Origin of the sequence: Citrobacter sp. Marseille-Q3906, assembly GCF_916618775.1 — a bacterium.
GTDB lineage: Bacteria > Pseudomonadota > Gammaproteobacteria > Enterobacterales > Enterobacteriaceae > Citrobacter > Citrobacter murliniae.
This window is the reverse complement of the sequence record NZ_CAKAKA010000001.1, coordinates 838,224-863,952: the sequence shown is the minus strand read 5'-3', so window position 1 is coordinate 863,952 and position 25,729 is coordinate 838,224. Positions and strand designations below refer to the sequence as shown.

22 protein-coding genes are annotated in these 25,729 nt (G+C 52.7%); 10 read left to right on the top strand and 12 right to left on the bottom strand.

Annotated elements, in window-relative coordinates:
• Positions 1 to 88 precede the first annotated feature (88 nt).
• The 6 genes from fhuB to hrpB all read right to left on the bottom strand — a co-directional run bounded on the left by fhuB (position 89) and on the right by hrpB (position 11,432).
• A complete protein-coding gene (fhuB, locus tag LG384_RS03970) occupies positions 89 to 2,071 on the bottom strand; it encodes a Fe(3+)-hydroxamate ABC transporter permease FhuB (RefSeq protein ID WP_225760480.1) in 1,983 nt (660 codons plus the stop codon).
• The gene (fhuD, locus tag LG384_RS03965) at positions 2,068 to 2,958 is read right to left on the bottom strand and encodes a Fe(3+)-hydroxamate ABC transporter substrate-binding protein FhuD (RefSeq protein WP_225760479.1); all 891 of its coding nucleotides are present in this window, start codon (positions 2,956 to 2,958) and stop codon (positions 2,068 to 2,070) included. The genes fhuB and fhuD overlap by 4 nt, the downstream gene beginning before the upstream one ends.
• Positions 2,958 to 3,755 (bottom strand): Fe3+-hydroxamate ABC transporter ATP-binding protein FhuC, encoded by a 798-nt coding sequence (gene fhuC / locus LG384_RS03960; RefSeq protein ID WP_045439935.1) that lies wholly within the window; start codon positions 3,753 to 3,755, stop codon positions 2,958 to 2,960. The genes fhuD and fhuC overlap by 1 nt, the downstream gene beginning before the upstream one ends.
• Positions 3,756 to 3,802: 47 nt before the next feature.
• Complete coding sequence (gene fhuA / locus LG384_RS03955) at positions 3,803 to 6,055, bottom strand: ferrichrome porin FhuA (protein WP_045439933.1); 2,253 nt, start codon at positions 6,053 to 6,055, stop codon at positions 3,803 to 3,805.
• 232 nt (positions 6,056 to 6,287) lie between these two features.
• Positions 6,288 to 8,831: a bifunctional glycosyl transferase/transpeptidase gene (gene mrcB, locus LG384_RS03950; RefSeq protein ID WP_225760478.1), complete on the bottom strand. Its 2,544-nt coding sequence runs from the start codon at positions 8,829 to 8,831 to the stop codon at positions 6,288 to 6,290.
• Between the two features lie 168 nt (positions 8,832 to 8,999).
• Positions 9,000 to 11,432 carry an ATP-dependent helicase HrpB gene (hrpB, locus tag LG384_RS03945; protein ID WP_225760477.1) on the bottom strand — a complete coding sequence of 811 codons (2,433 nt, stop codon included), beginning with the start codon at positions 11,430 to 11,432 and terminating at the stop codon, positions 9,000 to 9,002.
• A gap of 73 nt (positions 11,433 to 11,505) precedes the next feature.
• Here hrpB and thpR point away from each other — a divergent pair, with 73 nt between their 5' ends.
• From thpR to panD, 9 genes are all read left to right on the top strand, one after another.
• Positions 11,506 to 12,036, top strand: a complete 531-nt coding sequence (gene thpR / locus LG384_RS03940; RefSeq protein ID WP_225760476.1) for an RNA 2',3'-cyclic phosphodiesterase — start codon at positions 11,506 to 11,508, stop codon at positions 12,034 to 12,036.
• Between the two features lie 13 nt (positions 12,037 to 12,049).
• The gene (sfsA, locus tag LG384_RS03935; protein ID WP_045439921.1) at positions 12,050 to 12,754 is read left to right on the top strand and encodes a DNA/RNA nuclease SfsA; all 705 of its coding nucleotides are present in this window, start codon (positions 12,050 to 12,052) and stop codon (positions 12,752 to 12,754) included.
• A gap of 177 nt (positions 12,755 to 12,931) precedes the next feature.
• Positions 12,932 to 13,387, top strand: a complete 456-nt coding sequence (dksA, locus tag LG384_RS03930) for an RNA polymerase-binding protein DksA (protein WP_003829221.1) — start codon at positions 12,932 to 12,934, stop codon at positions 13,385 to 13,387.
• 151 nt (positions 13,388 to 13,538) lie between these two features.
• Positions 13,539 to 14,435 (top strand): tRNA glutamyl-Q(34) synthetase GluQRS, encoded by an 897-nt coding sequence (gluQRS, locus tag LG384_RS03925; RefSeq protein WP_048222797.1) that lies wholly within the window; start codon positions 13,539 to 13,541, stop codon positions 14,433 to 14,435.
• A 71-nt stretch (positions 14,436 to 14,506) separates the two neighbouring features.
• Positions 14,507 to 15,904: a polynucleotide adenylyltransferase PcnB gene (gene pcnB, locus LG384_RS03920; RefSeq protein ID WP_223307024.1), complete on the top strand. Its 1,398-nt coding sequence runs from the start codon at positions 14,507 to 14,509 to the stop codon at positions 15,902 to 15,904.
• A 110-nt stretch (positions 15,905 to 16,014) separates the two neighbouring features.
• Positions 16,015 to 16,506, top strand: a complete 492-nt coding sequence (folK, locus tag LG384_RS03915; RefSeq protein WP_045439916.1) for a 2-amino-4-hydroxy-6-hydroxymethyldihydropteridine diphosphokinase — start codon at positions 16,015 to 16,017, stop codon at positions 16,504 to 16,506.
• Between the two features lie 120 nt (positions 16,507 to 16,626).
• Positions 16,627 to 17,418 (top strand): 3-methyl-2-oxobutanoate hydroxymethyltransferase, encoded by a 792-nt coding sequence (panB, locus tag LG384_RS03910; protein WP_136345310.1) that lies wholly within the window; start codon positions 16,627 to 16,629, stop codon positions 17,416 to 17,418.
• Positions 17,419 to 17,500: 82 nt separating this feature from the next.
• A complete protein-coding gene (panC, locus tag LG384_RS03905) occupies positions 17,501 to 18,355 on the top strand; it encodes a pantoate--beta-alanine ligase (protein WP_045439910.1) in 855 nt (284 codons plus the stop codon).
• Positions 18,356 to 18,447: 92 nt separating this feature from the next.
• Positions 18,448 to 18,828, top strand: a complete 381-nt coding sequence (gene panD, locus LG384_RS03900; protein WP_023178331.1) for an aspartate 1-decarboxylase — start codon at positions 18,448 to 18,450, stop codon at positions 18,826 to 18,828.
• Between the two features lie 6 nt (positions 18,829 to 18,834).
• On the opposite strand, the gene LG384_RS03895 is transcribed toward panD, so the two are convergent.
• The 4 genes from LG384_RS03895 to LG384_RS03880 all read right to left on the bottom strand — a co-directional run bounded on the left by LG384_RS03895 (position 18,835) and on the right by LG384_RS03880 (position 22,363).
• Entirely contained in the window at positions 18,835 to 20,064 is a 1,230-nt protein-coding gene (locus LG384_RS03895) for a polysaccharide deacetylase family protein (protein ID WP_225760475.1), read from the bottom strand.
• Between the two features lie 61 nt (positions 20,065 to 20,125).
• Positions 20,126 to 20,566: a PTS sugar transporter subunit IIA gene (locus LG384_RS03890; protein ID WP_045439900.1), complete on the bottom strand. Its 441-nt coding sequence runs from the start codon at positions 20,564 to 20,566 to the stop codon at positions 20,126 to 20,128.
• Positions 20,567 to 20,669: 103 nt separating this feature from the next.
• A complete protein-coding gene (locus LG384_RS03885) occupies positions 20,670 to 21,440 on the bottom strand; it encodes an ABC transporter permease (protein ID WP_045439897.1) in 771 nt (256 codons plus the stop codon).
• Positions 21,437 to 22,363: an ABC transporter ATP-binding protein gene (locus tag LG384_RS03880; RefSeq protein ID WP_048222042.1), complete on the bottom strand. Its 927-nt coding sequence runs from the start codon at positions 22,361 to 22,363 to the stop codon at positions 21,437 to 21,439. The genes LG384_RS03885 and LG384_RS03880 overlap by 4 nt, the downstream gene beginning before the upstream one ends.
• A gap of 107 nt (positions 22,364 to 22,470) precedes the next feature.
• Here LG384_RS03880 and can point away from each other — a divergent pair, with 107 nt between their 5' ends.
• Positions 22,471 to 23,133, top strand: a complete 663-nt coding sequence (gene can / locus LG384_RS03875) for a carbonate dehydratase (protein WP_045439892.1) — start codon at positions 22,471 to 22,473, stop codon at positions 23,131 to 23,133.
• 96 nt (positions 23,134 to 23,229) lie between these two features.
• On the opposite strand, the gene hpt is transcribed toward can, so the two are convergent.
• Positions 23,230 to 23,766 (bottom strand): hypoxanthine phosphoribosyltransferase, encoded by a 537-nt coding sequence (gene hpt / locus LG384_RS03870; protein ID WP_003018658.1) that lies wholly within the window; start codon positions 23,764 to 23,766, stop codon positions 23,230 to 23,232.
• A gap of 236 nt (positions 23,767 to 24,002) precedes the next feature.
• Positions 24,003 to 25,583 carry a multicopper oxidase CueO gene (gene cueO, locus LG384_RS03865; protein ID WP_225760474.1) on the bottom strand — a complete coding sequence of 527 codons (1,581 nt, stop codon included), beginning with the start codon at positions 25,581 to 25,583 and terminating at the stop codon, positions 24,003 to 24,005.
• Between the last annotated feature and the right edge of the window lie 146 nt (positions 25,584 to 25,729).

Here is a 25,729-nt window from a genome sequence, read left to right as displayed (position 1 = left end):
CATCAGAGATCGTAAGCCGGGTAAGGCACTCCGCCACCCGGCTTTTTTGTTGCCGGATGGCGACACAAAGTGCTTATCCAGCTTTGTATTACCGGCTCTGCTTACGTAGCAGCCAAATGAAATATGGCGCACCAATAAACGTCGAGAGTAATCCCGCCGGGATCTGATACGGAAACAGCACCATTCTGCCGCACCAGTCCGCAAAGACCAACAGTACCCCACCCGCCAGCGCTGACATTACCATATGCGGCATGGTACGCCGAAAACCGAGCATGCGGGCGATATGCGGCGCCATCAGCCCAACAAAGCTCAACGGTCCAATAGTCATGGTTGCCGTTGCGGTCAGTCCCGCGGCCAGCATCAGCAAACCGACACGTAACGGTGTCAACGCAATACCCACCGCCCGAGCCGTATCACCGCCCAGCGGTAAAATCGTCAGCCAGCGACGGCACAACGGCGTAATCGCCAGCAGAATCACCATCACGATCCCAGTACGTATTACCTGTTCAGGGTAAGCGTTATAGGTCGAGCCGGAGATCCAGGTCAGTATGCTCGCCATCCGCGGGTCGCCGCTGGCCTGTAGCATCATCAGCAACATAGTAAATGCGGTGCTAAGCGCCATCCCTGCCAGCAGCATTCGGTGAGGCGAAAAGCCCCCGCGCCCAGCGGCAATCATGATGATCAGCAACGTCACCGCTGCTCCGATACTCCCGGCAGGTAGCAGCCAACCGAAGGCATTTCCGGGCACCAGAAACAACATCAACACGACGCCAAACGCCGCACCGGAGCTGATACCCAATACTTCCGGGCTGGCCATTGGGTTACCGGTCAGGCGCTGAATAATACAGCCCGCAACCGCCAGCATAACACCCGCAATCAGTGCCGCCATAATTCGTGGCCAGCGCCAGGGCATCAGCTCATCCAGCATCACACCACTGGCCCAACTCCAGCCATGAGCATCGCGACCAAAAGAAAGCGCCACTACGACGGTCAACAACAATATTGCGCCCCCCACCAGGGCGAACATCAGCACGTTCTGACGTTCCGCAACAACGTGACTACTGGCATTCATATCCGGCGCGCTCATGCTGCGCAAACGCGGCAGCAGCCACAACAGCAGCGGTGCGCCTATCAGCGCGGTTACCGAACCAGTAGAGACTTCCATCCATACGCGGGTCAGCCACAGAATAATTTGATCGGAAAGCCAGAGGATCAGAGCACCAATCAGCGGGGCCAGCATCAAGCGAGCCAGTAAGCGCCGGGCGCCGAGCATTTTTGCCAGCAGCGGCGCAAACAGACCAATAAAACCAATAATTCCGACTGCGTTAACCAGCAAAGCACTCAGCACAATCGCCAGCGACAATGCGGCCAGACGCGCCAGCGATAGCGCCAGGCCAAGATTACGCGCTACACCGTCATCCAGCCCCATCAGCGTCATAGGACGTAATAACAGCAGGGTTAGCATCACGCCACCCAGCAGTTGCGGCCACAGACGCTGCACCCCGTTCCAGTCAGTTTGCGTTAACGTTCCGCTGCTCCACAAAAACATGCTTTGCAGTTGATCGTGATGGAAGATAACCATCAGTTGGTTAATCGCGCCGCAGTACAGACTTACCACCAGACCTGCAAGGATCAATGTGACGGGCGAAAGACGTTTGCCCCAGGCGACACCAAACACCAGCGCTCCGACGATACATGCTCCTGCCAGCGCCGCAAATTGCGTGGTCAGCGCTCCGGGGAGCGCCCACAGTGTAGTGACAGTTATACCTAACTGTGCTCCGGTTGCCACGCCAAGCGTGGTCGGCTCTGCCAGCGGGTTACGCAATACCTGCTGAAACAAAACGCCAACCAGTCCCAGCCCGGCACCGACCAGTAACGCAATCGCCAGCCTCGGCAGCAAACTGAAATGGAAAACCATCTGTTCAATGATATCGATATCCGGCGACCAGATAGCCTGCAGCCACTGGCTGCGCGGCAGGGCAACAGAGAAGTTAACCCAGGTCAGCCAGCAGGCAGATACAAACAAGACTGTCAGTAAAAGTACCGGGAAAAGCGCAACACGTTTACTCACGCTTTGCCTCCCAGCGCATTATCCAGAATGCGCACAAAGCGCATCGCCGACAGTGTTGCGCCATAGAACCAGACGGCAGGTACGCGCTGAAAACGTCCGGTGCGGACAAACGGCATTGCCTGCCACAACGGGGTGGACATCAGCGCATTCATCTCTTTATTGTTGCCATGATCAAAGCACAACACATCAACATCTTTATAGACCGCAAGCCGATCGATACCCACAGCAGTGCTACCCCAGAAGTTTGTTTCCCCCTGCCAGGCGTTACGGATCCCGTACTCGTCCAGCACTTCCTGAAACAGACAGTTAGGACCAAACACCAGCATATGGCGAGGATCCAGCAGGGTCATCAGCAGTAAAGGACGCTCTCCGCGCTGAATAAAGCGTGGTTTCAGGCTGTCAATAAAGCGATCATATTGCGCCAGATGACGTTCGGCAGCAGGTTCCAGATTCAGCAACTGCGCCATTTCCTGCAGCGACTGGCGGGCAACCGCCAGCGGCTTTTTGCCATCGCTGAAGTTAAATCCACGGCCAGGCGCAATACGTGCCAGTTTCTCGGGCGCAGGACCATAGCCTGCCGACCAAACCATAAATGAGGGCTTCATTTCAGTCAGCAGTTCAAGATTGGGTTCAGTGCGTAACCCGACGTCAATCACCGAGTCCGGCAGAGCAGGTTCATTGACCCACAGCTTGTAGTTCGGAACATCTGCGACGCCATAGGGTGTAATACCCAGCGCCAGCAGCAGCTCAACCGGTAACCACTCCAGAGCCACAATGCGCTGCGGATCAACCGCCGCCGCACGCGCCTGATTCATCTGCCAGAGCAATGGTGACAACGCCATTGCCGTTAGCAAACGACGGCGGGTTATATGATGTAATGCGATCATTAATAGACAAAACTCACAGGTGCAGCACCAGCCGGATGCGGCAAAATACCCATCGGGATACCGTAGATCTGTTCCAGGGTTTCACTGCGCATCAGTTCAGCAGGCGTCCCCTGAGCGATCATTTCGCCACCTCGTAGCGCCACCAGATAGTCACAGTAGCGGGCAGCCATATTGATATCATGCAGCACGGCGATCACCGTCAATCCACGTTGTTGGCTCAAGCGATGCACCAGCGCCAGCACATCAACCTGATGGGCGATATCCAACGCCGAAGTGGGTTCATCGAGCAGCAGGCAACGGCTGTCCTGCGCCACCAGCATGGCGATCCACGCACGTTGACGCTCGCCGCCGGACAAACTATCAACCAGACGATGTGCCAGTGGCTTTAACCCTACCAGCGTTATCGCCTCTTCCACTTTTTCTCTGTCAGCTACACCAAAACGTCCCAGCGCACCGTGCCACGGGTAGCGACCAATCGCCACCAGTTCACGCACTGTCATCCCTTCCGCCTGCGGCAACTGCTGCGGTAACCAGGCAACCTTGCGGGCAAATGCTTTACTCTTCCAGCTATCAACGGGCTGTCCATCCAAAAAAATATCGCCTTCAGAAGGCGGCTGATGGCGAGCTAACATCTTTAATAACGTGGATTTACCGGAGCCGTTATGGCCGATAAGACCGGTCACTTTCCCCACGGGAAAGGTTAACGAGAGAGGATGCAAAAGCGTGCGACCAGGTACACGAAAGGAGACATGACTTAGCGCAAAAGTGGTGTCGGGATGGGATCTGTTTTCCTGCATAGCGGCCAACTTGTAAAACGGGCACGCAAAGCGTGCCCAAAGAGAAATTAGAAACGGAAGGTTGCTGTTGCAACGACCTGACGTTCCGCGCCCCAGAAGCAGCCATAGGTATTGAAGCAACTGGCGACGTATTCACGGTCAAACAAGTTGTTCACATGCAGCGCCACGTTGGAGCCCGCCATACCAACGCGAGCCAGATCGTAACGTACCAACGCATCCACCAGCGTATAGCTCCCCACTTTGAAGGAGTTTGCCGGGTCGCCATAGCTGGAACCAGTATAGCGAACGCCAGTACCCAACGTCAGCCCGGAAAGCGCACCATCATAGAGGGTATAATCGCCCCACAGTGATGCCATATGTTTTGGCACCTGAGCAGGCGTATTGCCTTTGTAGGTGGTGTCAGTGGTGTATTCCGCATCGGTGTAGGTATAAGAGCCGACAACGTTAACGCTGGCAGACAGTGCCGCTTTCGCTTCGATTTCCACACCGCGAGAACGAATTTCACCGCCTTCAACTGAGAAGAACGATGTGCCTGTCGGGTCAGCCATCAGGTTGTTGGTTTTGGTCAACTGATAGACAGCACCGGTGATCACGATCGGACGATCGCTCGGAACATATTTCACGCCCGCTTCGTACTGCTTACCTTTGGACGGTGCGAAAATATTCCCACTAGCCCCCGTCTGGGAAGCCGGTTCAAACGACTCGCTGTAGCTGAAATACGGGGTTACGCCGTTGTCGAAAAGATAGTTAACACCGCCACGCCAGGTGAACTGCTTATCATCGCGGGAATCCGTAACGCCAGAAACACGGTTCAGAGAGTCCTGTTTAGCCCAGTCGTAACGACCGCCCAGAGTAACCAGTACCTTATCCCACTGCATCTGATCCTGCGCATACAAGCCAGTCTGTTTCTGTTTGTTCAGCACTTTGTAAGGACCAGAAGGGCCTGGGTGTGAGCCAAAATCAAAGTCGCTGCGGTCAAGGTTATAGATATCGGACGGTGCAACAGAACCGGCATAACCAAACCATGAGTCGATATCGTTACGCATGCGCATAAAATCAACGCCGGTCAGCAGGGTATGATCCACATCGGCAGTCGCGAACTTACTTTGCAGCTGAGTATCAACAGCGAAGTTCTGCAATTTCTCATTATCGATAACGTACTGACGAGTCAGCGTGTGATCCCAATCGGACTGAGGAACGCTGGCGCAAGGACTTTTAGCCGGATCCTTGGTATAGAGCGGATCGGAACACATACCGTAGCCATATACGCTGTTTTGCGAAACTTTGTTTTGCGCATAGCGCAAATTCTGACGCACGGTAAAGGTGTCGTTAAATTCGTGATCGAAGCTGTAGCCTACCATCTTCTCGTTACGAGAATAGGTATTGTTGCCCGCACCTTCATTGAAATCAGTAGGGAGACGTGTGCCATTTGGCAGTTTCGTTACTGTCCCCTCTTTTGGCAGCCAGCCGTAATAACCGGTCTCTGGCTCATTCTGGAAATAAGAGAGGAAAGTGAAGTTCGTTTTATCGTCCGGACGCCAGCTGAAAGAAGGCGCAATGGCATACCGTTGCTCTTCCGCACCTTGCTGCTGTGCATTAGCGGAGCGAGCAAGGCCCGTTAAGCGATAAGAATACACACCGTCATCATCCAGCGCATCGCTGAAGTCAAAACCGGTCTGGAACAGGCTGTCAGTGCCCATTTTGAACTGAACTTCTTTCAACGGTTCCGTCGTCGGGCGCTTGCTGACCATGTTCAACAAGCCGCCAGGGTTACTCTTTCCGTAAAGAACGGAAACCGGGCCGCGCATAACCTCAGCGCGCTCCAGCATATAGGGATCGATTACCGCGTCGTTATAGAAGTTGCCCTGCATTTTCAGGCCGTTCAGATAGTTATTCTGGCTTTGGCCGTCAGCGGCGAATCCGCGAATGATCAGGTAATCATAGGTATTAGATGCGCCACGAGTTCCCACAGCGACACCAGGAGTGTAACTGAGCGCCTCTTTCACAGATTTAGGCTGATGCAGCGCCATCTCTTCGGCTGTCACAACGGAGATAGACTGCGGCACCTTTTGAATCGGAGTGTCTGTTTTTGTCGCCGTGGCAGATTGTCTTGCCGCGATGGTTGCCGCGGGGCCCCATGCGCTTTCTTGTGCGGCAGGTGCTGCGGTTACGGTGATTGTTTCTTCTTTCGGTTGAACCGCCGCCTGTGCATACACAGACATGCCGCTAACCGCTGTGGCTACTACAACTGCGATTTTACGCAGCGAAGAGTTTGGCTGAGCAGTTTTAAGACGCGCCATTGGTATATCTCTGATGAAAGTGAATGATAACGTAAACGAGAATTATTATTATAACGGCAGCATAATATTCGAAACTCTGGCGGGATAGCAAGCAATACACATCCCTACTAAAACTGAGGGGTTAAGAAATAACCAGATGAAAAGAAAGGGTTAATAAATTACGCTGAAATGTTGTTTGCCTCAATCCAGACGTGGGCAAAGAAAAACCCGCCGAAGCGGGTTTTAGGGGGTATTAGTTGCTACCAAACATATCTTTTATCCAACCTGCGACACCGTCGCCATCTTTCTTCTCCTGCTGCGGCGGTTGTTGTTGCTGCTGCTGTTGGGGTTGTTGCTGCGGCTGCGTTGACTGATCAAACGGATTGCCTGACTGCTGCTGCATCTCACCTTGCTGACACAATGAATCAGGATCGCTTGTCCACACCGGAAGCGTACGCATCCCGCCGCTACAAACGAAGTTACCGTCGTAATCCACGCCCATATCAACAATATCTTCCGGCGGCGTCAGCGTCAGTGGCGTCGGTGTCTGGTTAGCCAGATAGCGCTGGTAAATCGACATCGCTCCGCTCGCGCCGTACAGCTTGGTTGGCTGGTTATTATCACGCCCCACCCAGGTAATGGTCACCTGACTGCCGTCAATACCCGCGAACCAGGTATCAACGTTGTTGTTAGTGGTCCCGGTTTTACCTGCCAGATGCAGCCCAGGATACTTGGCGCCCAGCTGACGACCGGTACCGCGCTGTACAACCTGTTGCATCGTCCACAACGTCATGTACGCCGCCTGTGCCGGAACGGCTCGTTCGGCCTGTGGGAAGCTCTGATACAGCACCGTGCCATCTTCGGCGATCACCGAACGCAGTGCTGATAACGGCGCGCGGTTACCACCGCTGGCGATAGTCTGGAACGCCTGCGCCACTTCGATTGGCGTAAGGTTCAGTGCTCCCAACAGCATAGCCGGAACCGGATTCAGTTGATCTTTCGGTGCACCCAGTTTTATCCATGTATCGGTCACGGCTGGCAGACCCAGCGCCATCCCCAGATTTACCGTCGGTACGTTCATGGAACGCGTTAACGCATCCACCAGCATCACTCTGCCACTTTCGCTGTAGCGACGGTCATCGTTCTGCGGAGACCAGACCTGCCCGTTAGGCTGACGCAACGCAATCGGCGCATCGGCAATCCAGGTATTCAGACGGTACAGCTTCGGCTGACTCAGTGCGGTCAGATAGGTCGCCGGTTTCGCCAGAGAACCAATCGAGCGGCGTGCCTGCATGGCACGGTTATAGCCTGCAAACTGTGGCTCCGCCCCACCAACCATCGCACGAACTTCCCCACTAAAGCGATCCACAACCACAATCGCGGTTTCCAGATCGCTCAGCTTACGCTGTTTCTTCAGCACCGGAATGCCTTCAACCGCTGCTTTTTCTGCCGCATCCTGCGCCACAGAATCAAAAGTGGTGAAGATCTTCACGCCGGAGAGGTCTTTAACTTTATCACCCAGCTTCGCCTGCAGTTCCTGACGTACCATCTGCATAAACGCTGGCTGCGGTGAAATCACCCCGCCACGTGGTTGTACGCCTAACGGACGCGCACTCAGCATGTCATACAGATCCTGGTCAATAATCTGCTGCTGTTGCAGCAGACGCAGCACCAGGTTACGGCGCTCCAGCGCCAGTTTCGGGTTACGCCACGGATTGTAGATAGACGCCCCTTTAACCATCCCCACCAGTAGCGCCTGCTGATCAAGGCTCAGTTCTTCAACCGGACGCCCAAAATAATAAAGACTCGCCAGCGGGAAACCACGGATCTCGTTGTCGCCGCTCTGACCGAGGTACACCTCGTTCATATACAGCTCAAGAATGCGGTCTTTACTGTAGCGCGCATCCATGATCAGCGCCATATAGGCTTCGTTAGCCTTACGCCAGTACGAACGCTCACTGGAGAGGAACAGGTTTTTCACCAACTGCTGAGTCAGCGTACTCGCCCCTTGCACAGTACGGCCTGCCGTCAGGTTAGCCAGTACCGCACGCCCAATGGAGTACAAACTGATGCCGTCATGCTCATAGAAATGGCGGTCTTCGGTCGCCAGCAGTGTATCAACCAGCAGATCAGGGAAGCCACTGCGGGGAACGAACAAGCGCTGCTCACCGTTTGGCGAAGAGAGCATGGTAATCAGACGCGGATCCAGACGGAAGAAACCGAACTGGCGGTTGTTGTCCAGATTCTCGATAGTGTCCAGATGATCGCCATCAAAGGTCAGACGCGCACGCACCTGGCCTTCTTTACTGTCCGGGAAGTCAAACGGACGACGGATCATCTCAATGCTGTTCGCCTGTACGGTAAATTCGCCAGGACGCGTCATCTTCGTCACCTGACGATACTGCGTGGCCTCCAGCAGTTTCACCATCTCTTTTTTACCGATGGGCATTTCTGGCTCAAGGTTAACCATACGGCCATACACCGCCGCAGGAAGCTGCCAGACTTTGCCATCAATACGGCTACGGATTTTTTGATCCAGGTAGACGCCGTAAATGGCAATCAGCACCAAAAAGACAATCGAGAGTTTTAGCAGCAGCCAGAACCAGCCGCGCTTACCACGAGGCTTACGCCCTTTGCCTTTACCTTTGCGCGGCATCGGTTCTTCATCCTCATAGTCGTCATCATCATAATCGTCGTCATACTCGTCATCTCTGAGTTGACGACGGCTCACCTTTTGTTTCACCGGACGCGATGGTTTCCCTTTACGTCCAATTGGCTCGCGGTCATTCCCCGCCATGCTTTTTCTCCGCAACATTCAGGCGCAAAGGCCTGATTCTCTGTTCTTCCGTCAGGCGACAGAAGAAGAAATCTCTCAATTTTTACCGCTCTTTCGCCAGAGACGGTGTCAAACGCCTTAATCAACCTACGGATCGCCGTACAGTGTAGGCCTGAAAGCAGCGCACCATCAGGCAGAATACTTCTTGGTGCGCCGTGTTGGCGCGGTATTCGCCGGATCGTCCGGCCAGACATGCCTGGGATAACGCCCTTTCATCTCTTTTTGCACTTCGCGATAAGCCCCCTGCCAGAACGCGCTCAAATCACGGGTGATTTGTAGTGGGCGTTGGGCCGGAGACAATAACTCGAGCACCAATGGAACACGCCCCTGCGCGATGGTAGGGGTCTTCGCTTCGCCAAACATTTCCTGCATTCTAACCGCTAATGCCGGCGGGTTATCCTCGTGATAACGAATGGCTATCCGGCTGCCCGTCGGCACAGTGTAATGCGCAGGCAGCTCACTATCCAGACGTTGCAGCATTGACCAGTCCAGTAGCCCACGCAAAGCCTGCCCCACATTTAACGCTTTGAGAGCACGTAAAGAGTGCACACCTTGCATATGCGGCAACAACCAACTCTCCAGCGTCGCCAGCAAAGAGGCATCATCCACTGCTGGCCAGTTGTACTCAGGCAACCAATTTGCCGCACATTGCAGACGCAGCCGGAACTGTTCCGCTTCCGGGGTCCAGTTGAGCACACTCAGGCCTTTATCGCGAATACCATTCAGCATCGCCTGATGCAGTTCCTCTTCCGAAGGTTTTGCCAGTGGCTGAACTTTCACCGTCAGTTGACCAATACGCGTTCGGCGCCATGCCTTCAACGTTCCCTGATTTTCATCCCATTCGATGGTGTCTGACTGTTGCAACAGCTCAGGACTTGTTTGCAGCAGCGTATCAATATCCAACGGCAGAGCGAGCAGAATACGCGCATCAGGCGAAGCACTGCCCTGTAGCAACAGAGGCGCGATTAGCCATTCATGCCGCCCTGATGCGTCGTCGGCATCAAGCATTGCCCCCATTCCGTTAGCCAACTGATATCGCCCTTCCTGGCCACGACGCCGCGCAATGCGATCGGCGAATGCTTTTGCCAGTAAAGGCGCGATTAGCTCACTGTCGGGCTGACCACTCTGCACATTAAGCCGCTTCAGCAATTGCTGACTACGCTGCTGCCAGCCTGGCTGGTTACGCGAAAAATGTACGGTCAAATCGGTATGTCCACCGCGCGGCGGCTCTTCCAGAATCGCCGCCAGCTTTGCCGCTGTAACCGCTTCGTTTTCATTTGTCGCTCCGATGAGCATTGCCGCCAGTCGGGGATCGTTACCCAGCGCAGCCATCTTCTGCCCGGCAGCGTTCAAGCGCTCACCATCCATGGCTTGCAACATCTGTAATAATCGTCTTGCCGCCTGCAAATTTACAGCAGGCGGCATATCCAGCCAGTTCAGTTGCGCAGGGTCGGTGCATCCCCATTGCAGCAGTTCCATCAGCAAACCGGATAGATCGCTCTGTAAAATCTCTGGCTCACCCTGTGCTGCCGCCCTTTCTGCCTGCTCTTTGGCAAGCAGGTGCAGACAAATCCCCGGTTCCAGACGTCCTGCGCGACCGGCTCGCTGTGTCATAGAGGCCTGGCTAATGCGCTGGGTAATCAGCCTCGTCAAACCGGTGCGGGCATCATAGCGCGCCACGCGCTCCTGCGCGCAGTCCACCACCAGACGAATGCCCTCAATGGTTAAGCTGGTTTCGGCAATGTTCGTTGCCAGCACCACTTTGCGCTTACCTTGTGGCGCGGGCAAAATCGCCTGGCGCTGATCGGTCAGCGATAACGCGCCATATAACGGGCATAACAGAACATCGCTACCCACACGTGAAGCCAGTTGCTCCTGCACGCGTTGGATCTCCCCAACCCCCGGTAAAAAGAGCAGCAGAGAGCCGCTTTCATTACGCAGTAGCTCCGCAGTAGCAATAGCCACCGCCTCATCAAAACGCAGATGCGCAGCCAGCGGCTGATAGCGCCGCTCAACGGGGAATGCGCGGCCTTCAGAAATAATCGTCGGGGCAGCGGGCAATAACTGTTGCAGGCGGCCGTTATCCAGTGTGGCCGACATGATCAGCAGTTTTAAGTCATCTCGTAATCCTTGTTGCACATCCAACAGCAGCGCCAGTGCAAGGTCTGCCTGTAAGCTGCGCTCGTGAAATTCATCGAGGATCACCAGCCCAACGCCATTCAGCTCGGGATCGCGTTGGATCATTCGCGTTAGCACCCCTTCCGTCACCACTTCGAGCCGGGTCCGTGGCCCGACACAGCTTTGGGCGCGCATACGGTAACCTACTGTCTCACCGGGCTTTTCGTTCAGCAATTCAGCCAGGCGCTGCGCCACATTGCGAGCGGCCAGACGTCGCGGTTCCAACAGAACAATCCGCCCCTGAATTCCCTTGTGCGTAAGAAACTGCAACGGCAACCAGGTTGATTTCCCGGCACCGGTCGGCGCGGTCAACAGAACCTGTGGTGAAGCATCAAGGGCATTAAGCAGTTCAGGCACAACGGCAGCAACGGGCAACGACGTCACAAATGACTCCAGAGGGTTAACATTCTTCGCGCTGCATTGTAGCATCGCGTTAATTCATAACCGAGTATCCATCATGTCTGAGCCAAAAAGGCTGTTTTTTGCCATTGAATTACCAGCCGAGGTTCGGGAGCAACTTATCCACTGGCGGGCGGCACAGTTTCCGCCAGAGGTGGGGCGTCCAGTCGCTTCTGACAATCTGCACCTGACGCTGGCATTTTTAGGCGATATCAGCGCAGAGAAACAGCAGGCGCTGTCACAACTGGCAGGGCGTATTCGCCAGCCAGGCTTTACGTTAAAACTGGATGACGCCGGGCAATGGTTGCGATCAAGGGTAATATGGCTTGGCATGCGTCAACCACCGCGCGGGTTGCTGCAACTGGCGAATATGCTGCGGTCACAGGCCGCACGCAGCGGGTGTTACCAAAGTCCGCAGCCATTTCATCCACATATCACGCTGCTGCGCGATGCCAGTCATGCTGTCACTATCCCGCCGCCAGGTTTTTGCTGGTCGTCTCCGGTAACGGAGTTTGCCCTTTACGCCTCTTCATTTGAACGAGGTCGCACGCGCTACACGCCATTACAACGCTGGACGCTTGCAGAATAATTAAGGATAACCCATGCAGTTTTCTCCCCCACTTCAGCGCGCTACGTTAATTCAGCGCTACAAGCGTTTTTTAGCGGATGTGATCACACCTGATGGCACAACGATAACGCTACACTGCCCAAATACCGGTGCCATGACAGGATGTGCAACCCCCGGAGATACCGTCTGGTATTCGACGTCAGAAAATACTAAACGGAAATATCCGCACACCTGGGAATTAACACAAAGCCAATCTGGTGCTTTTATTTGTGTTAACACGCTATGGGCTAACAGATTAACGAAAGAGGCTATTCAGAATTCGCTAATTTCAGAACTTTCAAACTACAATACGTTGAAAAGTGAAGTAAAATATGGTGCCGAAGGTAGCCGCATTGATTTTTTGTTACAGGCGGATTTCCGCCCTGACTGCTATATTGAAGTGAAATCAGTCACGTTGGCGGAGAATGAGCAAGGTTATTTTCCCGATGCCATTACTGAACGAGGTCAGAAACATCTTCGGGAATTGATGAGCGTAGCGGCTGAAGGCAAGCGAGCGGTGATATTTTTCGCCGTTCTGCATTCAGCAATTACACGGTTTTCACCCGCGCGGCATATTGATGCAAAATATGCGCAATTATTAGCCGAAGCGCAGCTTAAGGGGGTAGAAATTCTGGTTTATAAAGCGGAACTTTCTGCCCACGGTATGACTCTTAAAGAGCCATTGCCCATTACTTTGTAATGGTGCGAAAAACGGGTTAATTAGTATTCTGGCCGCGTGCGCAAATACGCTTTTCCTCACAGGGTTGTCAAGTGTTACGTTTAGATAATTGCTATCCGGAAAAGCATCTGCTATTTATAGCGACCTGATTTTTCCCCCGAACATGGGGATCGATAGTGCGTGTTAAGGAGAAGCAACATGCAAGAAGGGCAAAACCGTAAAACATCGTCCCTGAGTATTCTCGCCATCGCTGGGGTGGAGCCTTACCAGGAGAAACCGGGCGAAGAGTATATGAACGAAGCCCAGCTGTCGCACTTCAGGCGTATTCTTGAAGCATGGCGTAATCAACTCAGGGATGAAGTCGATCGCACTGTGACTCATATGCAGGACGAAGCGGCTAACTTCCCTGATCCGGTTGACCGTGCCGCACAGGAAGAAGAGTTCAGCCTTGAGCTACGTAACCGTGACCGTGAGCGCAAACTGATCAAAAAGATCGAGAAGACGCTGAAGAAAGTAGAAGACGAAGATTTCGGCTACTGCGAATCGTGCGGTGTGGAAATTGGTATTCGCCGTCTGGAAGCTCGCCCGACAGCCGATCTGTGCATCGACTGTAAAACGCTGGCAGAAATTCGCGAAAAACAGATGGCGGGTTAATCCCGTAACCTGTTGAATGCCGGATGGCGTTACGCTTATCCGGACTACGGAACACCTCTATTTCGTAGGCCGGATCAAGTGTTTGCGTCGCCATCTGGCAATACCTGGGCGGGAGCATCTCCCGCCTTATTCTTTTATGTTATCCACCGACATGACTGACAAACGCTATATTGGCCGCTTCGCCCCTTCCCCTTCCGGTGAACTCCATTTTGGTTCGCTGATTGCCGCCCTCGGGAGTTATCTGCAGGCCCGTGCGCAACACGGAATCTGGCGGGTACGCATTGAAGATATTGATCCTCCTCGTGAAGTTCCCGGTGCTGCAGAGACTATCCTGCGTCAGCTGGAACATTACGGCCTGCACTGGGATGGCGACATATTATGGCAATCCCAACGCCACGACGCTTACCGCGAGGCGCTTGCCTGGTTATATAAGCAGGATCTGAGCTATTACTGCACCTGTACTCGCGCCCGGATCCAGAGCATCGGCGGTATTTACGACGGCCATTGTCGCGAGTTGCGCCACGGACCAGAACGGGCAGCGATACGTATCAAGCAACGACATCCCGTCATGCAGTTTAACGACAGGCTGCGCGGCAAGATTCAGGCCGACCCTGAACTTGCACAGGAAGACTTTATCATTCACCGACGCGACGGGCTGTTTGCTTATAATCTTGCTGTGGTGGTCGATGATCATTTTCAGGGCGTTACGGAGATTGTACGTGGCGCGGATCTCATTGAACCGACTGTGCGCCAAATTTCGCTGTATCAACAGTTCGGCTGGCATGCACCTGACTATATTCATCTGCCGCTGGCGCTCAACGAACAAGGCGCTAAACTGTCCAAGCAGAATCATGCGCCAGCCCTGCCACAAGGCGATCCGCGTCCGGTTCTCATCAGCGCATTGCGCTTTCTCGGCCAGAGCACAGCGATACCGTGGCAAGAGTTCAGCGTAGAGGAATTGTTGCGAGTCGCGGTGGAAAACTGGCAGCTTGAGGCGGTACCTGAATCGGGTATTGTAAATCCGGCATTCTCAAATGACTCATGCTGAGCTATGATTAGCCGCTATTTTTACACAGCAACACTTGTTCTGACTGAAGTTTGACACTACCGAGGTGCACTATTTTTACCCGAGTCGCTAATTTTTGCCGCAAGGTGCTAAGCCGCGAGGAGCGCGAGGCAGAGCTTGCCGTCGCCCGTCCCCATATGACGGTAATCCCGCGTGAGCAGCACTCAATCTCCCGCAAAGATATCAGTGAAAATGCCCTGAAGGTAATGTACAGGCTCAATAAGGCCGGCTACGAGGCATGGCTGGTTGGCGGGGGTGTGCGCGATCTTTTGCTGGGCAAAAAGCCGAAAGACTTTGATGTCACCACCAACGCGACACCGGATCAGGTACGGAAACTGTTTCGTAACTGCCGTCTTGTTGGCCGTCGTTTCCGTCTGGCCCATGTAATGTTCGGCCCGGAAATTATCGAAGTGGCAACTTTTCGCGGACATCATGAAGGCAGCGAAGCCGATCGTGCGACATCTCAGCGCGGACAAAACGGTATGCTACTGCGCGATAACATCTTCGGTTCTATCGAAGAAGATGCTCAACGCCGCGATTTCACGATCAACAGCCTCTATTATAGCGTTGCTGATTTCACCGTTCGCGACTACGTTGGCGGTATGCAGGATCTGGAAGACGGCGTCATTCGCCTGATTGGTAATCCGGAAACGCGTTATCGTGAAGATCCCGTACGCATGCTGCGCGCTGTCCGCTTTGCAGCAAAACTCGACATGCGCATCAGCCCGGAAACCGCAGAGCCGATCCCGCGTCTGGCTACGTTGCTTAACGATATCCCGCCTGCGCGCCTGTTTGAAGAAGCCCTCAAGCTATTACAGGCGGGCTACGGCTATGAAACCTATAAAAAGCTGCGTGAGTACAGCCTGTTCCAGCCGCTGTTCCCGACCATTACCCGCTATTTCACCGAAGACGGTGACAGCGCAATGGAACGCATCATTGCCCAGGTTCTGAAGAATACCGATACCCGCATTCACAACGATATGCGTGTTAACCCGGCATTCTTGTTTGCCGCCATGTTCTGGTATCCGTTACTGGAAACGGCACAGAAAATTGCCCAGGAAAGCGGTCTGGCCTACTACGATGCCTTCGCACTGGCGATGAACGATGTCCTGGACGAAGCGTGCCGCTCGCTGGCAATTCCAAAACGCCTGACGTCGCTCACCCGCGATATCTGGCAGCTTCAGTTACGCATGTCCCGCCGCCAGGGTAAACGCGCCTGGAAGCTGATGGAGCATCCGAAATTCCGCGCAGCCTACGATTTACTGGCCCTGCGTGCCGAAGTGGAAAACAACGCCGAACTGCAACGTCTGGCGCAGTGGTGGGGTGAATTCCAGGTTTCGGCTCCGCCAGAGCAAAAAGGCATGCTGAACGAACTTGATGAAGAACCAGATGCCCGCCGCCGTCATCGTCGCCCGCGTAAACGCGCCCCACGCCGCGAGGGAACCGCGTGACCAATCGTGTATACCCAATAGATTTCGAGTTGCATCAAGACGGCGACACAGCGAATGCCCAGGAGCGTACATCAGTACGTGACTGGGATGAGTGAGGAAAGCCAACACAAATGCAGCTTGAAAGACAACGGGTATATATCGCGCTCGGCAGTAATTTAGCCTCTCCTCTTGAGCAGGTAAATGCTGCCGTGCAGGCGCTGGGAGAAATCCCGTACAGCCGGATCATCGCCGTTTCATCCTTCTACCGCACGCCGCCATTAGGTCCTCAGGATCAACCTGATTATCTGAATGCTGCCGTTGCGCTGGAAACAACCCTCGAACCTGAAGAATTGCTTAATCACACTCAACGTATTGAGTTGCAGCAAGGTCGGGTACGCAAAGCCGAGCGCTGGGGTCCGCGTACGCTGGATCTCGACATCATGTTATTTGGCAATGACGTGATTAACACCGAGCGCCTGACGGTTCCGCATTACGATATGAAAAACCGGGGCTTTATGTTGTGGCCGCTATTTGAAATCGCGCCCGACCTGACCTTCCCGGATGGTATCAGCTTACATCAGCATCTCACCCGCCTCGCCGTAGCAAAACCTGCGCACTGGTAAAGCATACTCTCACCTAAAAAGTTTACTACTTTTGCGCCAAACGGTTGCTTAAAACAATTGCCGCCCTGAATCTGACTGCTAGAATGCCGTTAAATATGACTTCCACATTCAGGAAATGTTATGAAACCAACGACTATCTCATTGCTGCAAAAATGTAAGCAAGAGAAAAAGCGCTTCGCGACTATTACGGCCTACGACTACAGCTTCGCCAAATTATTTGCCGACGAGGGCATCAATGTGATGCTGGTAGGCGATTCACTGGGGATGACGGTACAAGGGCACGACTCCACCTTGCCGGTCAGCGTCGAAGACGTTGCCTATCACACCCGTGCTGTGCGTCGTGGTGCGCCAAACTGCCTGCTGCTTTCCGACCTGCCGTTTATGGCCTATGCCACACCGCAACAGGCCTTTGAAAACGCCGCCGTCGTTATGCGCGCGGGCGCGAATATGGTCAAGATTGAAGGCGGTGCGTGGCTGGTTGATACGGTGAAAATGCTCACCGATCGCGCGGTACCGGTATGCGGCCATCTGGGCTTAACCCCTCAGTCAGTTAACATCTTCGGTGGCTATAAGGTGCAGGGTCGCGGAGATGCGGGCCAGACATTGCTCGACGATGCGCTGGCGTTAGAAGCCGCAGGAGCACAGTTGCTGGTGCTGGAATGCGTTCCGGTTGAGCTGGCTAAACGCGTGACTGAAGCTCTGTCCATTCCGGTCATCGGTATAGGCGCAGGCAATGTCACCGATGGTCAGATCCTGGTGATGCATGACGCGTTTGGTATCACAGGCGGCCATATTCCAAAATTTGCTAAAAATTTCCTCAATGAAGCAGGCGACATGCGCGCCGCAGTGCGGCAGTATATTGCGGAGGTTGAATCCGGCGTCTACCCGGGTGAAGAACATAGCTTCCATTAAGCAAAGTTTGGAATTTGTAGGCCAAATAAGGCGTTGCGCTTTCCTGGCCTACAGATCATCAGGCAACTAAAGGAGTCTTGTTGTGCTAATTATTGAAACCCTGCCGCTGTTACGCCAGCACATTCGTCGTCTGCGTCAGGAAGGTAAACGTGTGGCTCTGGTCCCTACCATGGGAAACCTACACGACGGTCACATGAAGCTGGTCGATGAAGCAAAAGCTCAGGCTGATGTGGTGATCGTCAGTATTTTCGTCAACCCAATGCAGTTCGACCGTCCGGACGATCTGGTGCGCTACCCGCGTACGCTGCAAGAAGACTGCGAAAAGCTGAACAAGCGCAAAGTTGATTTTGTCTTTGCTCCTGCAGCGCAAGAAATCTACCCGCAAGGGACAGATAGCCAAACCTATGTAGAAGTTCCGGGGCTTTCCACCATGCTGGAAGGCGCAAGTCGTCCTGGTCACTTCCGTGGTGTTGCTACCATCGTCAGCAAACTGTTCAATCTGATCCAACCGGATATCGCATGTTTTGGCGAGAAGGATTTTCAGCAACTGGCGCTGATCCGCAAAATGGTTGCGGACATGGGATATGACATTGAGATCGTCGGCGTTCCCATTATTCGCGCTAAAGACGGTCTGGCCCTCAGTTCACGCAATGGCTATCTGACCGCAGAGCAGCGAAAAATCGCGCCCGGCTTGTTCAAAGTGATGAGCAGTATTGGTGAAAAATTACAGGCTGGTGAACGTGAGCAGGAAGAGATAATTGCCATTGCTGAACAAGAACTTAATGAAAAAGGTTTTCGTGCCGACGACATTCAAATCCGCGATGCTGATACGCTGCTCGAGCTGACTGACAGCAGCAAACGCGCGGTGATTCTGGTCGCTGCATGGCTGGGTCAGGCACGTTTGATCGACAATCTGAGTGTAACATTAGCCCAGTAGACAGGGGTTAAAAATAGGGCAATACTGCCTAAGAAATTACTCAAAGCAGGTACCGCCTGCTTTGCTTCTGATAAGCGTTAAAGGTAGACGTTATGATTCGCACCATGCTGCAAGGCAAGCTCCACCGCGTGAAAGTCACACAGGCGGACCTGCATTACGAAGGCTCCTGCGCCATTGACCAGGATTTCCTTGATGCTTCCGGCATCCTGGAAAACGAAGCCATTGATATCTGGAACGTGACTAATGGTAAACGTTTCTCGACCTACGCCATTGCGGCTGAACGCGGTTCTAAAATCATCTCGGTAAACGGTGCGGCCGCGCACTGTGCCGAGGTTGGCGATATTGTGATTATCGCCAGCTTCGTCACGATGTCTGATGAAGAAGCGCGTACCTGGCGGCCAAAAGTTGCCTACTTTGAAGGTGACAATGAAATGAAACGTACTGCGAAAGCCATCCCGGTACAGGTAGCTTGATAAAGGCTACCCCTGCGGCTGGTTGCTGACCAGCCGCGACATGGTCTCTAACGAATCCGTTCTTAAGATATACAACCGTTTTAACAGCATTGGGTTATCTCCTGGTTTTACCTTTCCTTTCACCGTGGTCACAGCCATATGAAACCCTGCATCATTCGCCGCCTTCACGGCCGTCATGTTATAACCGCCAAACGGATAAGATAGATAAAGAACATGCGGGTTAAATTGCGCCAGCGCCCGACGAGAATGCGCAAAATCAAAAAGAATATTGTGATAGCTACGGCTAAGCAGGATCGGCCGGTGATAACCATCCACACGATGTAAAAAATGGGTATGTGACTGGAAGTCGAACACATCCCTGATCTCATTCAGTTCAGAAATACTCATAAACTGCAGCGATTTCGGATCCCACTTCTGCGGATGACGCTTAATACGTGATGAGATAATAAATGCCGTCGCCTTCATTCCATACTGTTTCAGCACCGGATATGCATAACGGCTCACCGACTTCAAACCATCATCAAAGGTAATCACTACCGCCCGCGCAGGCAAATTAGCGCGGTTACGCACATAGTCTTCCAACTGATACAGGGTCAACGTGGTGTAACCCATATCGCGCAGCCATGTCATCTGGTTGCTGAAAGCGCGTACGGAGGTGGTAGTAGAGGTATGACGAAAACGGGTGTTCTCTTCATCACGCAGAATATGGTGATAGGTCAGTACCGGAATACCGTGGTCTTGCTGCGCATCCAGCGCGCTAACGTAGGCCAGCCTGTCACCAATACGAATTTGGTACCACGTCTGGTTTAGCCTGTCCTTCAGTCTGTTAATTATGGGATATCGCAGATTGTCCGCCAGCACGCCAAACGGTGCGCTACCGGCGTCAGGGGCATTGTAAACAGGTGTCGCTTTCCAGGTAACCAGGTTCTGATTGCTCAGCGGTTTATTGAGATCACCCAGGCCATCTTCCACCTTCTGCCGCCCCTGTACGCGATCCAGATGGCCTTTATCGATAAACCCTCGGCCAAATCCAAATGTAAATGCGTAATAGTCTTCGCCAGTGGGGATGACTGAGAGGATTTGACCTGCGCGAATATGGCCTACCGTCACCATTTTATTGCCAATCTGCGCCCAGACGGCAGCATCTTCAGTAGTTTGCATATAACGAGCAGGCAAAGCGGCAGCAGCACAACCAGAGAACAGGAACAACAGTATGAGCAGGACGCGCGTAGCCATATGAGTTAACCGAGGCGAAGAACCTCAGCTATTGTAGCAAAAGCATCATCAATACCAATGATTAATACTCATACAAATCATGCAGTAAAACAAAAGGCGGATTTTTCTGTTGTTGATGCCACAAACTCGTAACGCCAGGACCTCCAAGAGAGACTATTTCATCACGAAACGCAGAACTGCTCATCGACTCTCGCGACAAAAGCATTCGCTCCAGCAATGGATAGCTTATCCCGGAAATCACTTCACAGGCCGGATGCTTATGACTCATCAACGCGGCCACGCGGTATGGCGCAGAGCCAGCAATATCTGTCAGGAATATCACGCCATCACCAGAATCGGCAGCATGCAGAGCATCGCACATCATCCGGCTTAACATATTCGAACTTAGACCATGCCAAAAACTGACCACCTGGCATTGCGCCAGAGGGCCGTACTTTTCTTCCAGACGATGCAGCATATCCTGTGCGTTATCATCATGACAGGTAATGACCCAACCTAACATTGCCCACCTCCTTAGCAGGCAAGTAGTTTATCAGAGTGATAAAAACTTAACGGTGATAAACATCAAAGGTCTTCCTCTCCCGTGATGGGAGAGGAAGAAATAATTAGCTACGTAACCCGCGCCCACGCTGAATCAGGTACCAGCACAGCAAATAAAATGCCGCGATAAACACCACCAGTACACCGAATGTCGTGACCAGCGGCACATCATGGATGCCCAGGAAGCCGTAGCGGAATCCACTGATCATGTAGACAATCGGGTTGAGATGCGACAACCCCTGCCAGAATGGCGGCAACAACGTTAACGAGTAGAAAACGCCCCCCAGGTAGGTCAACGGCGTCAGTACGAAAGTTGGGATCAGGCTGATGTCGTCAAAGGTTTTGGCAAAGACGGCATTCAATAACCCGGCCAACGAAAACAGAACCGCCGTCAGCACCAGCGTTAGCGCCACAAAGACCCATGAATGCACCTGGAACGGAACGAAGAACAGTGAAATAGCCGTAACCAATATTCCTACGCACAGGCCGCGCGCCACGCCGCCGCCGACAAACCCCGTGATGATAACGTGCGTCGGAACCGGTGCGACCAGCAATTCTTCAATGTTACGTTGAAATTTGGCACTAAAGAATGACGACGCTACGTTGGCGTAGGAGTTAGTGATAACCGCCATCATAATCAGACCCGGCACAATAAATTGCATGTAGCTAAAACCGTGCATTTCACCGATACGCGAACCAATTAAATTACCGAAGATAATAAAATAGAGCGTCATGGTGATAACGGGTGGGACCAGAGTCTGGACCCAGATGCGCATAAAACGGTGGATCTCTTTCGCCCAGATACTTTTCAGCGCGACCCAGTAAAGCTGCATCATGCGCGATCTCCTTGCTTTTCATGAACCAGGGAAACGAACAACTCTTCCAGTCGGTTTGCCTTGTTACGCATACTCAACACCTGAACCCCCTGCGCGCTCAGTTGGGAAAATACGCTGTTAACACCTTGCTCTCTGAGCACTTCGACTTCCAGCGTCGAGGTATCAACCAGACGGTATTGATATCCTTCCAGCTTGGGCAGCGGACTTTTCGCCGCCAGATCGAGAATAAAGGTCTCGGACTTGAGTTTGGAGAGCAGGTTTTTCATTGAGGTATTTTCCACCAGCTCGCCATGCTGAATAATGCCAATATTACGGCACAGCATTTCCGCTTCTTCGAGATAGTGTGTTGTCAGAATAATCGTCGTACCCTTGTCGTTTAAATCCTTTAAAAAACCCCACATTGAGCGACGTAATTCAATATCAACGCCCGCTGTCGGTTCATCGAGGATCAGCAGCTTTGGTTCATGCATCAATGCACGGGCAATCATCAGACGGCGCTTCATACCGCCAGACAGCATACGCGCTCGCTCACTACGCTTTTCCCACAGGTCGAGCTGCTTTAAATATATTTCACTGCGCTTTACAGCCTCTTTATGCTCAACGCCGTAATACCCCGCCTGATTCACCACGATCTGCTGCACCGTTTCAAACGGGTTAAAGTTAAATTCCTGCGGTACCAGCCCAAGCTGTCGTTTAGCGTTAACCGTATCTTTTTCAAGATCGTATCCGAAGACGCTAACCCGTCCGGAGCTTTTATTCACCAGGGAACTGATAATCCCGATAGTGGTGGACTTCCCTGCGCCATTGGGTCCTAAAAGCGCATAGAAATCACCCGCTTCGACTTGCAAATCTATGCCACGTAGCGCCTGAACGCCACCGGGATAGGTTTTCTTAAGTTGCTGAAGTTCCAGAGCAATGGTCATGGTTTTTTGCTTACCTTACGTTCTGACATTTTATATATAGTTTAATTAATCCTGGAGTTACCCTATATTAGCCCATCGCATTTATTTGGCTTCGGGTCGAAACCTCCATGAAAGACATAGATACACTCATCAGCAACAATGCACTATGGTCAAAGATGCTGGTAGAAGAGGATCCCGGATTTTTTGAAACGCTGACGCATGCGCAGAATCCACGTTTTCTATGGATTGGATGTTCCGATAGTCGCGTTCCCGCGGAACGTTTAACCGGTCTTGAGCCGGGCGAATTATTTGTCCACCGTAATGTTGCCAATCTGGTTATTCATACCGATCTGAACTGTCTCTCTGTCGTTCAGTATGCGGTCGATGTGCTGGAAGTGGAACATATTATTATTTGTGGTCATTACGGATGCGGTGGCGTACAGGCAGCCATTGAAAATACGGAACTGGGACTGATTGATAACTGGTTGCTGCATATCCGCGATATCTGGTTTAAACACAGCTCTCTGCTGGGTGAGATGCCGCAGGAACGCCGTATTGATACACTGTGCGAACTGAACGTAATGGAACAGGTGTACAACCTGGGCCACTCAACAATTATGCGGTCCGCCTGGAAGCGTGGTCAGAAAGTTACCATTCACGGATGGGCTTATGGTATTCATGATGGTCTGCTTCGCGATCTGGAAGTTACGGCCACCAGTCGTGAATCACTGGAACAACGCTACAGACAGGGTCTGTCTAACCTCAGTAAAAAACACATAAACCATAAATAACGCAGTATTGCCGGGCGGCGACTCCATCTTATCCGGCCTACGAGGTACATACCTGTAGACCGGATAAGCAGAGCGCCATCAGGCGCTCGCACAGAATTACTCGTCCAGCAGCACGACTTTGCCAACATATGGCAGGTGGCGATAACGCTGGGCATAGTCAATGCCGTAGCCGACAACGAACTCATCCGGGATAGAGAATCCGATAAACTCAACCGGGACATTCACTTCTCGACGGGAAGGTTTGTCCAACAGCGTACAGATCGCCAGCGATTTCGGCTCGCGCAGGCTAAGGATTTCACGCACTTTTGACAGCGTGTTGCCGGAGTCGATAATGTCTTCGACAATCAGCACATCCTTACCACGAATATCTTCATCCAGGTCTTTCAGGATTTTAACATCACGCGTGGTTGACATGCCGCTGCCGTAGCTGGAGGCGGTCATGAAATCGACTTCGTGGGAGACATGCACTTCACGGCACAGATCTGCCATAAACATAAACGAGCCACGTAACAGCCCGACCAGCACCATGTCACTGCCGCTGTCCTTGTAGCGTTCGTTAATCTGACGCCCGAGTTCAGCAATACGCGCTTTGATCTCCGCTTCCGGGATCATGACTTCTACAGTATGTTTCATAAAAAATATAACTCACTGATTTTTATCAGTTAACACATCATGCAAATCGAAAGAAAGCGCTTATGTTGATACACCGACTGACAGACGGTGGCTCGCACTAACCACAAAACTTGCGACAGCATACAAACAATTCAGTGGGTGAAGTATACCAGTAAAGAAGCCGCGTTCCTCTGATAGTTAGCAGGATTGTCGGTATGTTAATCGCCGGACGGTAATTCCATCCGGCAATGAAGCCGTTACACAGTAAAGCCGAGCATCATACCAGTATCTTCATGCTCCAGCAGATGGCAGTGCGCCATGTAGGCATGTTCTTTTGGCGCGTCGTGGTCAAACTTCACCAGTACCTCGCTGACACCACCTTCGACACGTACTGTGTCCTTCCAGCCTGCGCGATGCGCGGCTGGCGCTTTACCGTTCTCGGACAAAATGCGGAACTGAGTACCGTGAATGTGGAACGGATGCAGCATCATGTCCCCTTGCCCGGAAATCCCCCAGCGTTCATGCTGACCTTTCGTTGCCGCAAACATGGGTTTATTCATATCAAATGCCTGGCCATTGATCCGGTTGGCATTATGGAAATCAAACTTCCCGCCATGTTTCATATTACCCATATTACCGTGGTTCATATTACCGTGGTTCATACCGTCGTTATCCATATGCCCCATCATCTGCCCATGCCCCATTCCCGTCATGGCCTGTTCGCCATACTTCTGCACCAGCATTTGCATTCCCATCATGTCGAGCATCGGATCCATTGATAGTTGCAGTTTGCGCACAGTCAGGCCATCAAGCGAAGGCAGTGATGGCATTGTCGTCAGCGTATCCGGCAGCGTACCGGAAGCAGTAATAAGGAGCGGCTGAATGCGCATCACAGGATGCGGCTTATCAAATGGCGCTATAGCCATCCCCATTTGAGTCACGGGTAAGGTCAGCAGATCGAAGGCTTTACCGTCGCTAATATCCACCAGCACTTCAAAGCGTTCGCCCATCAGCATAGGAAGTTCAGTAACTTTAACCGGCTCAGCCAACAGTCCACCATCGCTGGCAATAACATACAGAGGACGATTATCGCTGGCAGCCACGTTAAGCGAGCGAGCGTTACAACCGTTTAGCAAACGCAGACGTAACCACCCACGCGGCGCGGAATGCTGCGGATAAATTGCACCATTGGTCAGCAGCGTATCACCAAACCAACCCACAGCGGCTGTCATCATATCCAGTTGATAGTTAACTTGTCCGTCAGCAGAAAATTGTTTGTCCTGAATAATCACCGGAACATCATCAATTCCCCACTGCTTCGGCAGCATCAGTTTGCGGATGTCATCGTCTTCAATCAGCACCAGTCCAGCCAGCCCCATCGCCACCTGACGGCCCGTTTTCCCGTGTTGGTGCGGGTGGAACCAGCAGGTTGCTGCCCGTTGATCGGGGATGAAGGTTACGGAACGTTTTCCGCCCGCCGGAATAATCCCTTGCGGGCCACCGTCGACTTCGCCAGGTATCTCCAGTCCGTGCCAGTGTAATGTGGTCTCTTCAGCCAACTGATTATAGATATCAACAGTCACCGACTTGCCTTTATGCAGTTTCACCGCAGGTCCAAGTAAATTACCGTTATATCCCCAGGTTGTAGCGGTTTTACCGCCGAAGGTCGATTGCCCGGCCTTAACGATCAGTTGCATACGATTAGAGGCATCCGCCGTTAACAGGTCTGGAACAGGCAACACGGGACGGTCGGCCGCAAAAACAGTACGACTCCAGAGAGGTAACGCTGACGCGACGCCCAGCGCCACGGAGTACTTTAAAAAGTCACGACGTTGCATAATCACTTCCTTATATTCAGCAGCTTAAGCAGGCTATCTTTTAAGCATAAGCCCTCCCCTTACGGGAAGGTCAAGTGAACGGCTGATAATAAAGGTCGTCGCTTCGCTCACAGTATGCTAACGTTTAATTTCCGTGATGCAGTGGT